At 36.8% G+C, this 13,316-nt stretch carries 22 protein-coding genes and 1 pseudogene; 12 read left to right on the top strand and 11 right to left on the bottom strand.

Annotation, left to right across the window (positions count from 1 at the left end; genetic code table 11):
• The 7 genes and pseudogenes from ACFIMX_RS07790 to ACFIMX_RS07760 all read right to left on the bottom strand — a co-directional run.
• A pseudogene (locus tag ACFIMX_RS07790) lies at window positions 1-116 on the bottom strand (exonuclease); the annotation flags it as partial.
• 1 nt (window position 117) lies between these two features.
• Window positions 118-912 (bottom strand): ERF family protein, encoded by a 795-nt coding sequence (locus tag ACFIMX_RS07785; RefSeq protein WP_375694292.1) that lies wholly within the window; start codon window positions 910-912, stop codon window positions 118-120.
• A gap of 154 nt (window positions 913-1,066) precedes the next feature.
• Window positions 1,067-1,597: an antA/AntB antirepressor family protein gene (locus tag ACFIMX_RS07780; RefSeq protein WP_375619034.1), complete on the bottom strand. Its 531-nt coding sequence runs from the start codon at window positions 1,595-1,597 to the stop codon at window positions 1,067-1,069.
• A gap of 362 nt (window positions 1,598-1,959) precedes the next feature.
• A complete protein-coding gene (locus ACFIMX_RS07775; protein ID WP_375694291.1) occupies window positions 1,960-2,688 on the bottom strand; it encodes a Rha family transcriptional regulator in 729 nt (242 codons plus the stop codon).
• Complete coding sequence (locus ACFIMX_RS07770; protein ID WP_375694290.1) at window positions 2,681-3,115, bottom strand: antA/AntB antirepressor family protein; 435 nt, start codon at window positions 3,113-3,115, stop codon at window positions 2,681-2,683. Before ACFIMX_RS07770 ends, ACFIMX_RS07775 begins: the two co-directional genes overlap by 8 nt.
• 60 nt (window positions 3,116-3,175) lie before the next feature.
• On the bottom strand, window positions 3,176-3,550 hold the full coding sequence (locus ACFIMX_RS07765) for a hypothetical protein (RefSeq protein WP_375694289.1): 375 nt from the start codon (window positions 3,548-3,550) through the stop codon (window positions 3,176-3,178).
• 157 nt (window positions 3,551-3,707) lie between these two features.
• A complete protein-coding gene (locus ACFIMX_RS07760; RefSeq protein WP_375607534.1) occupies window positions 3,708-4,325 on the bottom strand; it encodes a helix-turn-helix transcriptional regulator in 618 nt (205 codons plus the stop codon).
• Window positions 4,326-4,434: 109 nt separating this feature from the next.
• On the opposite strand from ACFIMX_RS07760, the gene ACFIMX_RS07755 reads away from it, so the two are divergent.
• The 5 genes from ACFIMX_RS07755 (at window position 4,435) to ACFIMX_RS07735 (ending at window position 7,655) form a co-directional block, all read left to right on the top strand.
• A complete protein-coding gene (locus ACFIMX_RS07755; protein WP_375680151.1) occupies window positions 4,435-4,686 on the top strand; it encodes a helix-turn-helix transcriptional regulator in 252 nt (83 codons plus the stop codon).
• 127 nt (window positions 4,687-4,813) lie between these two features.
• Window positions 4,814-5,896, top strand: coding sequence for a YdaU family protein (locus ACFIMX_RS07750; protein WP_375694288.1), 1,083 nt, complete (start codon window positions 4,814-4,816; stop codon window positions 5,894-5,896).
• Window positions 5,838-6,356 (top strand): hypothetical protein, encoded by a 519-nt coding sequence (locus ACFIMX_RS07745; RefSeq protein WP_375694287.1) that lies wholly within the window; start codon window positions 5,838-5,840, stop codon window positions 6,354-6,356. The genes ACFIMX_RS07750 and ACFIMX_RS07745 overlap by 59 nt, the downstream gene beginning before the upstream one ends.
• A 155-nt stretch (window positions 6,357-6,511) precedes the next feature.
• Window positions 6,512-6,838: a hypothetical protein gene (locus tag ACFIMX_RS07740; protein WP_375694286.1), complete on the top strand. Its 327-nt coding sequence runs from the start codon at window positions 6,512-6,514 to the stop codon at window positions 6,836-6,838.
• A gap of 271 nt (window positions 6,839-7,109) precedes the next feature.
• Window positions 7,110-7,655: an antA/AntB antirepressor family protein gene (locus ACFIMX_RS07735; RefSeq protein ID WP_375679444.1), complete on the top strand. Its 546-nt coding sequence runs from the start codon at window positions 7,110-7,112 to the stop codon at window positions 7,653-7,655.
• Between the two features lie 46 nt (window positions 7,656-7,701).
• Here ACFIMX_RS07735 and ACFIMX_RS07730 read toward each other — a convergent pair whose 3' ends face one another.
• Window positions 7,702-8,007 (bottom strand): BrnA antitoxin family protein, encoded by a 306-nt coding sequence (locus ACFIMX_RS07730; protein WP_375619015.1) that lies wholly within the window; start codon window positions 8,005-8,007, stop codon window positions 7,702-7,704.
• Entirely contained in the window at window positions 7,985-8,284 is a 300-nt protein-coding gene (locus ACFIMX_RS07725; protein WP_375619016.1) for a BrnT family toxin, read from the bottom strand. Before ACFIMX_RS07725 ends, ACFIMX_RS07730 begins: the two co-directional genes overlap by 23 nt.
• 192 nt (window positions 8,285-8,476) lie before the next feature.
• On the opposite strand from ACFIMX_RS07725, the gene ssb reads away from it, so the two are divergent.
• From ssb to ACFIMX_RS07690, 7 genes are all read left to right on the top strand, one after another.
• Entirely contained in the window at window positions 8,477-8,920 is a 444-nt protein-coding gene (gene ssb, locus ACFIMX_RS07720; protein ID WP_375694285.1) for a single-stranded DNA-binding protein, read from the top strand.
• 12 nt (window positions 8,921-8,932) lie between these two features.
• Window positions 8,933-9,469 (top strand): hypothetical protein, encoded by a 537-nt coding sequence (locus ACFIMX_RS07715; protein WP_375694284.1) that lies wholly within the window; start codon window positions 8,933-8,935, stop codon window positions 9,467-9,469.
• 67 nt (window positions 9,470-9,536) lie between these two features.
• The gene (locus ACFIMX_RS07710; protein ID WP_375677150.1) at window positions 9,537-9,737 is read left to right on the top strand and encodes a type II toxin-antitoxin system HicA family toxin; all 201 of its coding nucleotides are present in this window, start codon (window positions 9,537-9,539) and stop codon (window positions 9,735-9,737) included.
• Entirely contained in the window at window positions 9,734-10,129 is a 396-nt protein-coding gene (locus ACFIMX_RS07705; protein ID WP_005864994.1) for a type II toxin-antitoxin system HicB family antitoxin, read from the top strand. The genes ACFIMX_RS07710 and ACFIMX_RS07705 overlap by 4 nt, the downstream gene beginning before the upstream one ends.
• Before the next feature lie 318 nt (window positions 10,130-10,447).
• Window positions 10,448-10,762 (top strand): hypothetical protein, encoded by a 315-nt coding sequence (locus ACFIMX_RS07700; RefSeq protein ID WP_375680516.1) that lies wholly within the window; start codon window positions 10,448-10,450, stop codon window positions 10,760-10,762.
• Window positions 10,763-10,765: 3 nt separating this feature from the next.
• On the top strand, window positions 10,766-11,344 hold the full coding sequence (locus ACFIMX_RS07695) for a hypothetical protein (RefSeq protein WP_375694283.1): 579 nt from the start codon (window positions 10,766-10,768) through the stop codon (window positions 11,342-11,344).
• A 583-nt stretch (window positions 11,345-11,927) separates the two neighbouring features.
• Complete coding sequence (locus ACFIMX_RS07690) at window positions 11,928-12,518, top strand: antA/AntB antirepressor family protein (RefSeq protein ID WP_375677075.1); 591 nt, start codon at window positions 11,928-11,930, stop codon at window positions 12,516-12,518.
• A 49-nt stretch (window positions 12,519-12,567) separates the two neighbouring features.
• On the opposite strand, the gene ACFIMX_RS07685 is transcribed toward ACFIMX_RS07690, so the two are convergent.
• Both ACFIMX_RS07685 and ACFIMX_RS07680 read right to left on the bottom strand, forming a co-directional pair.
• Window positions 12,568-12,873 (bottom strand): BrnA antitoxin family protein, encoded by a 306-nt coding sequence (locus ACFIMX_RS07685; protein WP_006589112.1) that lies wholly within the window; start codon window positions 12,871-12,873, stop codon window positions 12,568-12,570.
• Window positions 12,851-13,117 (bottom strand): BrnT family toxin, encoded by a 267-nt coding sequence (locus ACFIMX_RS07680; protein ID WP_375677074.1) that lies wholly within the window; start codon window positions 13,115-13,117, stop codon window positions 12,851-12,853. Before ACFIMX_RS07680 ends, ACFIMX_RS07685 begins: the two co-directional genes overlap by 23 nt.
• Window positions 13,118-13,316: the final 199 nt, after the last annotated feature.

Here is a 13,316-nt window from a genome sequence, read left to right as displayed (position 1 = left end):
TCTTCATATTTGCTTGTAGGCAAACCTTTTGCTGTCTTACTGAGTACGTTGTAAACGTTTGAAGCAGTGACTTTCCCTAAGCGCGCTTGAAACCATTCTGCTGTTCTTTGTTCCATCTCACACCGCCGTTCCCTGTTCGTGTGGCGTTTCTATATCGGCATCTTGTATAGTAGAATCTGTTTCTGCCTTTTGCCTGTTTTGTTTATCTTTCAAAAGATGTAACACCGTTTGTGCTTGTCCTTCAGACATATCGTCAAGCTTTTTGACGTTGACATAAGTAAGTATTTTTTCTTCTTCTGTTTGGGTTTGTACGATGAGTCTTCTGATTTCATTGATCTGTTGTGGAAAAGCCTTTTTAATAGGCGGGTTTCCATCTGTATCATCATCTTCACTCACGACATTAAGAAGCATGCCTAACAGATATCTGCGTGCGTATGTGATTGCAGAACCAACCGATTGTATATTTGATTTGCATCCTTTAGTGTCATAAGGAAACTTTCCTTCTGTTGAGATTTTATTTCCAGACGGATGCGTCAAAGTCATTTCTATAATTATATTGTCTGAACTCTGTTCTTTGATACGAGAAAACAAAGCAAATCGGTGTTTTGCAAGAGTGTTTTTTACAGCATCAATGTACTGGTCAAGGGTTGCATATTGGCTGTTTGTATGGGTGTTTTTAGAGTTTTTTTGTATTTTTTGATATTCTATTTGCATATTCGAAAGATCACAGGCAAATCTTTCGTAGTTTTGTCGTTCTATTTCTTTTTCTCGTAAGGCAATGAGACGCTCTAAACGGTCCATATCGATGTCATTTTCTAAGGCTCTGTTTAAAATGCGTTCCATAGCAGTTTGTTTAACCGCTAAATGATGCGTTTCTTCAATTTCTGTTAGGTTAGTGTTTTGTTCACTCATCTTGATTTCCTCCATTGAAGACGCAATTCACCCGTGGCGTGAATCACGCTTGTGTTTAAAAGTTGGTTGGTTGTTACAATCCTGTTTCTAGAGACTGTGTGATATTAACCACCTCCCCGTCTGAAAAGACGAGGAAATGAAATCATATTTTAAACTAAGCAGCTTTTACGACAGATCTTGCTAGAACCTGTTTTGCTTCTTTAATGAGAGCTTTATATTTTCTGTTCTCTTCATCTACTCTGAAGGCATCAAGAAGACGCACATGGATAGGACCTAAAAGATATAAAACTTTTTCACCAGCGTTCATTCCCTCCCAATAGCTTGGCAAATCAAAGCGTGTATCATTATCATAATCAACAGATTGGTTTCTTAGTTTTTTCTCACATTCAATAAAGTAACGACGTGCTTGACGTCCTTTCTCATTGCGTTCAACCATGGAAAGCTCTTTTGCCATGTCTAGAGTGAGGTGGTACTCTGTCATGTTTACATTTTGACGCTCCCCCGTTTTGGGGAACGTTAGAATATAGTCTTTTGTGTGAACAAATTTATATGTTTTTATGCGGTTTTTAATCCATGTCGTAAAGTCGCGACCTACTTCTAAAAATGTATGCAATTCGCGTGCATTAACGGTTTGAACAGTTTCCTGATCAATGATTTGTTCTGTAATTTTAATAAGAGTGTTCATAATGAACTCCTATCGATTAGAGGTTTTTCATTGACATCCAATAAAGGATGCCGGGTGCTGAAAAACACGGTCGATAGTCCGTCGTTACGCTTTCCCCATAAAGGGTATTGTATAGCGTAACTACACCCGACAAAGCCATTATATGCGTGTAACATACAATGAGTCAAAGCCTTTAATGTGCGGAGAAAAGATTGTTTCGGCAATCTATCCGCTATCGATTCAAGGTGTTTTTCAAGCACCTGATTCGACAATAGACATACTGATATTATATTGTCAATTAAAAAGTTTGAAAATTGACGCAAATAAATCATATCGATTTTATCAGTAAATTCGTATTTCTTTTTCATTATTGCATTCCTTAATTAATGCATGCTTTGTCTTTTAAGCTCTTGAGACAGCGCACCAATTCCTTTTGCTGTGATTTTTGCGCAAGGAATGACTTTTTCTATTCCACTCGCGGTTTGAAGTGTGATGGTTGGACAATCCATAAGTTGCTTTTGGATTTTGTCTTGATAAGGAAGCAAATTTCCACCTGCTGCACGTCTGTAAATCCACCCTTTTTGCTGTAAGAATTGAATGAATTGTTTTGGTTGCATCTCGAGTATTTTAGCGGCTTCTGTAAGACCAAAGAGCCCATCATGGCGCTGTAAGCTTTCAAGAGCCATGGCTTTTGGTGTTAAATCTTCAATGATGGTGTCTTTTTGATCTATTTGACCTTGTAGGTAATTCAAAAAGCCAATCATAGCCTTTGGACTTGAATAGTCGATTTGTAGTGTTACTGCTTGCTTTTCCAACTCTTGCCAACGGTCTATAATCCTAGCACGTAATGTCATGCTGTAACCAGAAACTAAAATGAGGCATTCACGTTTAGGAAGGTTGTAACAGTTTTGGGGCTTACCCTGTTTATCTAAATAGGTGGATCCAAATTTGGATTGACCCCCTTCAGGATATAATTCTCCTAACATTTGCCGAATATCACGCATAATATGCGCATGTTGCTTACCGCATAACTCTGCAATTTCACGACTAGACATGGTTGGAACAGTTGTGTTTTGAAAATTGCTTTCAGATGTTGTGATAAAATTATGCATGCTTTACTCCATTCATCGTGACAACATTTTCATTGTGCTTAATTTGCTGCCTTAGATGTTTTAAGAAATCTTCTAATGTTTCAGGATTTGAATAATCAATTTTTGAATTTGCTTTTTTTTCGTATTTCAGAAAATATTCACGCACTTGTTTACCTTTGAGACCAGGTTCACAAATGGCAATGTGTTTTGCTGTGTCTAAAGTGAGAGCATAATCTTTAAAAGGATTTCCACGTGAGGAGTTTGATAATTCTTTAGTAGAAAGTACAAAGTCTACATCTTCTCTAAAGCTAAGTTCTTTAATACAGTTTGTTATCCACTTTCTAAACTCGGTTTTTACCTCTAAAAAGGTATATAAATCACGAGCGCTAATAGTTTGAACCTTTTGATGCTGAATAATATTGTATTGAGTAGCAAGAAGCTTTTCCATTACAGACCTCATATTGGTGGGATTAAAGGGGGCGCTTTTTAAATGCGCCCTTTAGAATTTTTAAATCACATCACAAAGACGTAATTTATTTTGCTCTTCATAGGTCCCGTAGACCTCATCATTATATTTTTCTTTTGCTAAATCAGATAAAAGATCGTGGTAAGCATCACTTTCACGTACAAAGTAATGAACCTCACTATCCTCATGGAGATGTTCAATATTTGCTTCTACATATGCGTCTGCAATCTCTTCAGAGATATCTTCACAATTATTCTCAGAAGGATTGATGCGAAAGATTTGAATGGCATCATCTACCTCAGCAACAATGCTTAGAATTTGGCTTGCATCAAGTGGTCCAGACTCTGCAATATGTTGATCTTTATCGTAGGCAACTAATAAAATTTCATTGGAATTAATAAGAATTGGCTTATCCATAATTTTTCCTCCCTAACGCCTCTTGGCGATTGTTTGTGCGTGGTTTGTATAATTACTTATATAACTATAATTATAAAACAGCAAGCAAAAAATTATAAAAAGTTATATTTTTTATAAAAAATATTATAATATCTTACTGAATAAGAGGGGAGGATAATTAGCGATAAGTCCGAATCATCTTGCTGTAAGAACTTATTGGCAAAATAGCAAATATTTCTCCAACCCACACAATTTTAACATTCTTAATAGGTAAGGCATTCCAAGAAAGCAGATCTATTTCACCATTCATGCCCCTGCTAATCTGTTTTATATATCTTTTATTATCATGTGTTAAAATAACGGCTTCTTTGCCAAAAAAGGATTCTATTGTTTTAATTTGGCGCCGTCTTACGATAACCATATCTCCATCTTTATAGGCTGGAATCATAGAATCTCCTTTAACTTCAAAAGCAACCATATCATCAGGTAAAGCAAAAGGAATTTCTACTTGTTCAAGACCATCTTCAGGGATTTGTTCAAAACTTGGATCTATCTGTGTTCCTGCTCCAATATACCCCATAAGAGGAACAAAAGTTGTGAAGTGATTATCCCCTTTTAGTTCTTTATATAATTCTAAAATGGCATCTCTATTAGAGCCGCGTGGATCAGAATCTTTTAACCACTTAGACACTGAAGCTTGTGTTACGTTTAGCCGTTTGGCTACATCTTCTTGCGTTAAGTTAAACTCGGTCAAAATCTTTTTTAATGTGTTTATAATATTAGATTTATTACTCATACTTCTGCTTACCTTATTTTTTTATCGTTGATAAAGATAAATTTCATTGACTTTATATAACTATAATTATATGAATAAAGTAAGGCAAAGCTGTAATTGGAGCTTGTAAATGGATCAACGAGAAGATTTTAAGAATTTGACTAAGTCAATACGGGGCAAATTTAATTGGACACAATCAGAAATGGCGAAAATGCTTGGTGTAACTCAAGCAGCTGTTTGCAAGTGGGAAAAAAGAGGATCTATCTCCGTAATAAATTATCTAAAGCTGCAAAAGTTGAAGGATAGTTCTAGCTCTAGTTCTGCTTTCATTGCTGCTCATACAGAAAATAACAAACATCAACAGCACCATTCACATTCTTAAACAGGCAAAAATAAAGAGATCAAATTAATAGATTACGCGCCACCATACGCGCACATATAAATAGGCAACAGCCTTAAGGGGGGGATTATGATCACTAATTTATATTTAATGAAAGAAGGGGGCGCGCATGTCTAATGGTATGCCATGGATAAGATTCCATTTGTATGACTGGATAAGTGGTACAGATGGAATGACGTTAGAGCAAAGGGGCGCTTATATGACGCTTCTCGTTCGCATGTACGATAAAAAAGCACCAATTAAAGAAGATTTTGAAACGCTTGCACGTGCTTGCAATTGTTCGCAGAAAAAATTTGCAGCTATTGTCGAATACTTAATGAGGAATGATAAACTTGTTGAGACAGATAATGGATTGTGGAATACGCGCGTTGAAGAAGAACTAAAAGATTTTTCTGATAAAAAAGAGCACATATCGCAAGTTCGTAGTGAGGCTGGTAAAAAAGGTGCACAAGCAAAAAACAATACAAAACAACATGTTAATAATTTTGCTGAAGCAAATGACAAGCAAAACATTTTTTTTGCTGAAGCAAACGCTAAGCAAAATCAAGCTATAAAGAACCAGAATAAGAATATATATAAAAAAACTAAAACTAACGTTTTAGCAAAAAAAGAAATTGATTTTGAAGATTTAGAAACAATCGATTTGGTTGACGAGCCAACAGAGGTTGCTGCTGTTGAGACCACATCAGAGCAAATCGCAACGGGTGTAGAAAACCAACCTCCCATTCACGAGCAAGAGAACGTTCCCAAAAAAGCAAAACGAGCGCAAGCTAATCGCGGTTGTCGATTGCCTACGGATTTTGAACCCGATTACGATTTTGCCATTGCAGAGGGCTTGCCTCCAGAGCGTGTGAAAGTCGAAATTGCAAAGTTTCGAGATTACTGGCGTTCAAAAGCCGGAGCAAATGCAACCAAAACCGATTGGAAAGCAACATGGCGTAACTGGGTACGCAAGGCGGTTGATGATTTAGAAAAAACAAAAAACACGAACAACAATGGTGGAAACAATGGAAATTACACTCAAAAGCAAAAAAGCATTGGGGAGCGTATCGCAGACAGTCTCCTTGATATCGGAAATCGAGGGTATTTTGAAACACATTCATGCGATGATACCTCCGAGCGGTCCGTTTGTTTTGAAGGATGGCAGCCAATTAACGAAACAGCAGGAATCGATTGCTTTAGAGGCTGGTGATCAATTGCAAGAGCTCTTCGCCGTGAAAGCAGGTAAAGAGGATATAGCAAAAGCTATTCGCATGCTGTCGTGTGGTTTGAAAATAGCACAACAATCAGACCATGAGGGAATGGCGTTGACCTATGGAATGGTTTTGGAAAATGTCTCTGCATGGTCACTGATGACAGTGGTCAAACGGATTTTATGTGATGAAATAAATTGTTTATCCGATACGTTTTTTCCGAGCACGCGTGAACTTGTCAGGTTGTGTCGTGATTTGGAAAACGATCTTTTGAGAAAAGCCAATTTTGTACGCAATGCTGTTTTGAGATTCCGTGAAAAGGAGTTGAAAGAACAAGCAGCGAAAGAGCATTCAACACCTATAACGCTTGTTCACAAGCAAGAGCTTGAAGAGACTTTAAATGGCATTGGTGGGATAATGAAACGCTTTGGTCCACAGCAAACTAGTGAAAAGTGCTGATCATTTTACGATTAGACATGCATTTAAATCGTCAAAAAGGTACCGTACAACGCGATTTAAAGATTTTATGATGAAAACCACATCTGTAATATAAAACGCTCTGTACGGTCAAATTTGAGGTAATTTAACCTATTGGTAAAAATAGGAATTAAAACATGGAAATTTTAAAACAACTGTTCTTAACAAATCATAAACAGCCTATGCAAAAAAAGTGGGTTGCAACGGCTGTTGGGTATGTTCCTTGGGGAGATGGAGCAGAGGAGTATTTTTACAACCTCTACGAATATGAAGACGGCACAAGAGAGTGTGAAAAGTTTGATGGCGGTCAGTATTACACCATACCAGAAAAGGCAGATTTTAGTACCAAAGCGCAAGTGAAAGCATGGGTTTACGGTGGCAATTTGCCAAAAAGCGTTCTCAATTACGAGCCTCTTATAGACGAGATCAATAGAGAGATTAAAAAGTTATCGGAAGTTGCTTGACAATATGGCAACATTATGTCTATTGTCGAATCAGGTGCCTAGAAAACACCTTAAATGTACAGCGGATAGATTGCCGAAACAGTCTTTTCACCGCCAATTAAAAACTTTGACTCATTGTATGTTACACGCATATAATGATTTTGTCGGGTGTGGTTATGCTATACAATACCCTTTTGGGGAAGGCATAACGACGGGCTGTACGCCGTGTTTTCTAGCACCCGGCATCCTCTTTGGATGTCAATAGAAAACCTCTAATCGTACGGAGTTCATAATGAACACTCTTATTAAAATATCAGAAAAAATTATTGAACAAGAAATTGTGCAAACGGTCAATGCGCGTGAGTTACACGCATTCATGGAAATAGGAAAACGTTTCGCTACTTGGATTACGGATCGTATTAATCAATATACATTTGAAGAAGGTAAAGACTTCATAAAAACACAAGATTTGCGGTTCCCAAAATTGGGAAGCGCAAAATCTAGAGCTGTTACAGCAATAGAATACCATCTCACTTTAGATATGGCAAAAGAGCTCTCAATGGTCGAACGCAATGAGAAAGGACGTCAAGCACGCCGTTATTTTATTGAATGTGAAAAGAAACTAAGAAACCAATCTGTTGATTGTGACCGTGATACACGCTTTGATTTCCCAAAGGATTGGGATAAAATGTCTCCAACTAAAAAGGCTGTTTACATTTATGGTCCTCTTCATATGCATCTTGTTAAAGCCTTTACATTGGTAGAAGAAAGCAAACAGTATAAAACACTCATTGAAGAAGCAAAACAGGTTTTAGAAAAATCTGTTAAAGCTGCTTAGTTTTTTAATATAACTCTCTTTCCTTGCTTTTTAGAGGAAGGAGAGGTCAACGCATTGAACGAAGCATAGCATCACGTAAAATGGCGTTAATCCGCGTCTGGTAGCCTTTTCCTTGACTCTTAAGCCATGCTAATACGTCTGAATCCACACGCACTGTTGTGACAGTTTTCTTTGGTTTATAGAATGGATTGCGCACTGCATTTTTCCAGAATGCATCATCTAGTGGTGGAATATCACTATGATCAATTGTGCTATCCGGCATTACAGCCAGTTTTTTAATTTCAACTCTTTGTTTATCTGTCAAAGGTGATAAGTTACCTACATCAATTTCATAAAGAACTTTCTTCTTCATAACGTTTCCTTTCTTTCGAGTTAGCTCGCCGCGCTGAAATAATACGGATTACTTCTATACCATCTTTATCATCATGGACAGTATGCGCCACGAGCAGCAGTAAAAAACCATCCACAAGACCCAAAGTTTGCCAACGATATTCTCCGTTTTCAATACGGTCTTGTTTAACCATGGCGAACGGGTCTGCAAAAACACGAGCAGCAATTTCAAAACTGACACGGTGCTTTCTAAGATTACTTTTTGCTTTAGTTTCATCCCATTCAAATCTTATTTGAATATCTTATGTTAATACATTTATGTATGTATTTCAAGAGTTTTAAATGAACACTGAACTATTTATGTTTTTTTGCATATTAAATATAATTTTATATGTTAAAAAACAATAATATCCTTTTGAAAAAATTGAAAAAATAAGCAAATCATGCTAGGATTTTGTATGTATTAAAATACAAGTTTAAGGTAAAAAAACATGCTAAATAAAGTGATGTTAATCGGGCGTTTAGGTGCTGATCCCGAAAGCAAAACAATGAATTCTGGAGCAGAAATAGTCAATTTTCGTATGGCAACTTCTGAAAGCTATACGGATAAAAATACTCATCAAAAAGTAGAGAAAACAGAATGGCATTCCGTGGTGATTTTTAATCCACATTTGGCAAAAATTGCACTTCAATACCTCAACAAAGGTTCAAAGGTTTACGTAGAAGGCAAATTACAGACACGCAAATGGCAAGATAAAAATGGGCATGACCGTTACACAACAGAGATTATTTTACCACAATTCAAAGGCGAGTTGTATTTGCTTGATGTAAAGAAAGATCAATCTGCCCCTTCATCTATTACTTCTCAAAATTATGCTATCGCTTCAGGTGCTCAAGATTATAGAACGGCTCTTAACGATAGCGTCCCATTCTGATTGAAAAAAAATATGACAAAAAGAAAAAAACGTGCAAAACGTGGTCGTCCTCGAATTAAAGGATGTATCAGAGAACCAAATGGACGCATCTCACGAGCAAAAACACCGCATGAACCCATGGATAAATTGGCAATTGAAATGCGTGCCAAACGCTTCTGCTTGACCATAGAAGAGGCTAAAAATCCGCTTTCCGGCACCTATATTGGGCGGCTTTATTTGCAAGGCGAAATCAATCAAGACCAATATGATGCTGCGCAAAAATATCTTGAAGTGAAAAACAATTACCTATGTGCAAAAGGATTGCCTAATGCTGTTTATGACAACTTTACTCCTTCATCAAATGAGGAGGCACAAAAACGGTGGATTGAAAGAGCAACTCATTGTTATGAAGTGACGAAAGAGGCTATCAAAGAAGCACAACACCTCTATAGACAGTATAATCTTTATGCTGCATTACAATATCTTGTTATAGAAGATCAATCGCTAACACATCTTGTTAGTTCTTTGCGTATTGTTCTTAATGCGCTTCATAAGCACTTTAGCCGTTAAAAAAGAATTGACATCAGATGAAAAATCATTAAAATGTGTATATATTTACACATTATGAGTTTAGGGAATGGAACAAGATAGCCGAAAAATCATTGCAAAATTAAAGCGTGATGGCTTTGAACTTGTCAAAGTAAAAGGTTCTCATCATAAATTAAAAAAAGATGGTAAGGTTGTTATTGTTCCACATCCTAAAAAAAATCTTCCGATTGGTACAGTACGTTCTATCGCACAACAAGCAGGTTGGTTAGAAAAAGGAGAAGAAAAATGAAAAGATTTTTTGCTCTTGTTCATAAAGATGAAGATTCTGCTTTTGGTGTTCAGTTTCCTGATTTTGAGGGGCTTTTTTCTGCTGCTGATGAGGAAGAAAATTTAATCGCAAATGCAACAGAAGCACTTCAACTTTATTGTGAAGATATAGATATAGTGCCTATTCCTTCAAAATTTGAGGAAGTCATACAACGGGAATCTGTCAAAACAGCTTTGTCAGAAGGAGCTTTTTTAATACAAGTCCCCTTTATTGAAAATGATGCAGAAGTAGTACGTACGAACATATCTATTGAAAGAGGGCTCTTACGTGCAATTGATGATTGTGCACAAGAAAGAGGCTTAACGAGATCTGCTTTTTTGGCAACAGCAGCGCGTCACGAGCTTAATATTTAGATTTTCTGCTTTTTTGGCTGTGTCAATACATACCTTTTTGTTTATAAAAACACCATATTTAGGTAAAAAAAATAAAAAAACACAAGATCATGATTTTTTTTGTTGACATAGTGTAAAAAATCGTATTTAATGACGACACGGCACTGGTCGTATTGTGTCTAAAATTCAAAAATATCCCCAAAAATTCAGCAAAATGTGAACTTGAAGCGTGGCTAGAAAGCCCTGTTTTCTTGCTAATTCTGGCTAATTAATTTTTCAAAGAATAAAAATCAATATTTGACTAATGATGTCATTAATTATGACTCAAAAGGAGCAATGATGAAAGCTGTCATCACTAAACCAATGTGTGTTGTTGGAGACAATAAAAGCACTGTTCGCTTTGAACCATCAACACCCAATAATCCATTTGTTGAAGTTTCCAATCAAGTCTACGCACGTCTCAAGCGCGCTAATGCTGTAAAACCTTTTATTGGAGTCAAGACAACAGCAAAACCTGACAAGACGGTTGAACAAATTAAGCAGATAGAACAAGAAGCCGTACAAACATCGTCTGAACCAGTGACAGAGGAAACCTCACTCGAAAAACCAAAAGCATCTAAAGCTTCCAAGTCACCTACCCCAAAAAAGGCTTAGAAGTTGAAGTTAATCATCCACCAAAAATGGTATCTTCAACAGGTAAAAGATACCTTCACAAACCTTCAAGCACCACGCCTTAACTGGGCTCTGCGTAATGCTCTAAACACTGCAGCAAAACAAGTTGAACGCTTTACTGAAAAGCAAGTTGCTGACATCTCATCAGCCCAAATAAAGCGTATAAGAAGAGGTGTTTATATTAAAGAAAAGGCGACAGCAAGGTTTCTTGAGACAGATATCATTGGTTCTGGAACACCGATACCTCTTAAATTTTTTAAAGCAAACGAAACAAAACGCGGCGTAACTTACACACTGTTTGGAAAGAAAGAAATCTTACCCCATGGTTTTATCAAGGGAGGCAGTTTTCCAAAGCGTGTTGAATTGAAAATGGGAGGGAATGTGTTTCAAAGAGATGACGGAGATCAATTCCCCATTGCAAAACAAGAAGGACCTTCAATTGCTAAAGTGATGTCCAAGCCAGAGATTGCAAGTGCTATTGTAAAAAAAGCCAATGAAAGATTAACCAAAAATATACAAAGACAACTTTCTCGTCAAGAATACGCTGCTAATAAAAAAGGATAGATCATGTTCTCAAGCTTTATCTATATATTCCATATCCTTATGAGTTTAGGCATTACCTATTCTTATTGCAATATTAAAAACAGATTATCACTTATGCTTTGTTTTTTCCATAAAAAAATCAATAAAATCAATGTAAAAGGTACTTCCCAGCGGGTTGGGTCTGTTGCGGGGCAGGCTAGCGCGAACTATCGCTAGCGACAGAATTTTCAAATTGACTGTACATTGTACATTTAACTCATTGATAAATAATGATTTCAATATGTACACTGTACAGTATGCGATTATTTTTAGATAAAAATTATGTTTATTCTTGACATTGTTGCGTCAATGTCTATTTTCGAATCAGGTGCCTAGAAAACACCTTAAAACAACAAGCGGATTGGTTGCCGAAATAATCAGTCTTCCGCACATTAAAGACTTTGACTCATTATATGCTACATGCGTATAATAATATTGTCGGGTGTGGTTACGCTATACAATACCCTTGTGGGGAAAGCGTAACGACGGGCTTGTTGCCGTGTTTTCTAGCACCCGGCATCCTCTTAGGATGTCAATAGAAAGCCTAATCAACAAGGAGTTCATTATGAACACTCTTATTAAAATTACAGAACAAACGATTGATCAAGAAACAGTTCAAGCCGTCAACGCACGCGAATTATATACATTTTTGGAAGTCAATTCTAATTTTAGAGATTGGATAAAAAACCGTATTAAAGAATACGGCTTCCTAGAAAATAAGGACTTTATAAGTTTAGCTAAAAATTTAGCGAAACCTAATACCTTTCAAGAAAATCAAGGCTTTGTGAGTTTCGGTAAAAATTTACCGAAACCTAAAGGCGGTCGTCCAAGTACAGAATATCACATCACATTAGACATGGCGAAAGAGCTCTCAATGGTTGAACGCAATGAGAAAGGACGTCAAGCACGCCGTTATTTTATTGAATGTGAAAAGAAACTAAAAAGTCAATCTGTTGATTATTGTGATGATATACGTTTTGCTTTCCCAAAAGATTGGGATAAAATGTCTCCAACTAAAAAGGCTGTTTACATTTATGGACCTCTCCATATGCATCTTGTCAAAGCCTTTACATTGGTAGAAGAAAGCAAACATTATAAAGCTTTAATCAAAGAAGCAAAACAAGTCTTAGAAAGATCTGTCGTAAAAGCTGCTTAGATTAAGACACATCTCTCCTCCCCGTTCTCAAAATGGGGAGGTGGTTGGTTTAGCTGCCACTTGCTTTTTTTAAGACTTCACCCATACGTGTTCGCCAATCTTTTCCTTGTTTTTTAAAAGAGGCAATAACGTTTGGGTCAAGGCGTAGAGTAACCGCTTGTTTGGGAGATTCAACCGGTGGACGCCCACGTTTACGGCGCTCTTCTGTTACATACTTAAAAAAGGAGGCTGGTAAAACGTCTTTAGCTGGCTTTAAGCGTGCAAGTTCTTCATCTGTTAGTGGTGGGGAATCCACAGCGTCCCAATCTTCTTTTGTATAGCCACATCCTGTTTCAAAGGTTTTTTTGATAGTCATTGAAAACCTCTCTTTCTTTTTTATTCGCTTGACGAAAACTGATAATGGATATCGCTTCATTGCCAAGCTTTGCAAAAACAATAACTGTTGTACCATCAGAAAAATGTCCAATAGCCTTCATGCGGTTTGAATGGGTTGCATCAATAAAAGCATGTTTCCAGTCAAAGTAAATAACATCAGCAAAATCAAGCTTATGTTTAACAATGTTTAAAGCTCTTTTTGGTTCATCCCACACTATCTTCATATATTTTATGTACACGAAAAAATAAAACCTTGTCAATAATTAAAGTGTACAATAATTCGTATATACCATTCAAAATGGAGCAACTATGAATAAGAAAACGCGTAAGGGTCTATCGGTACGTGCGTTTGCCAAAAAGATGGGTGTTTCTCCTAATGCGGTGGCTTCTCGTTTTAAGACAGGTAAATTTGATAAGGCTCTT

Origin of the sequence: Bartonella sp. AD24XZML, assembly GCF_042196485.1 — a bacterium.
GTDB lineage: Bacteria > Pseudomonadota > Alphaproteobacteria > Rhizobiales > Rhizobiaceae > Bartonella.
The sequence above is the reverse complement of the archived record's forward strand: the minus strand, read 5'-3'. Positions and strand labels throughout refer to the sequence as shown.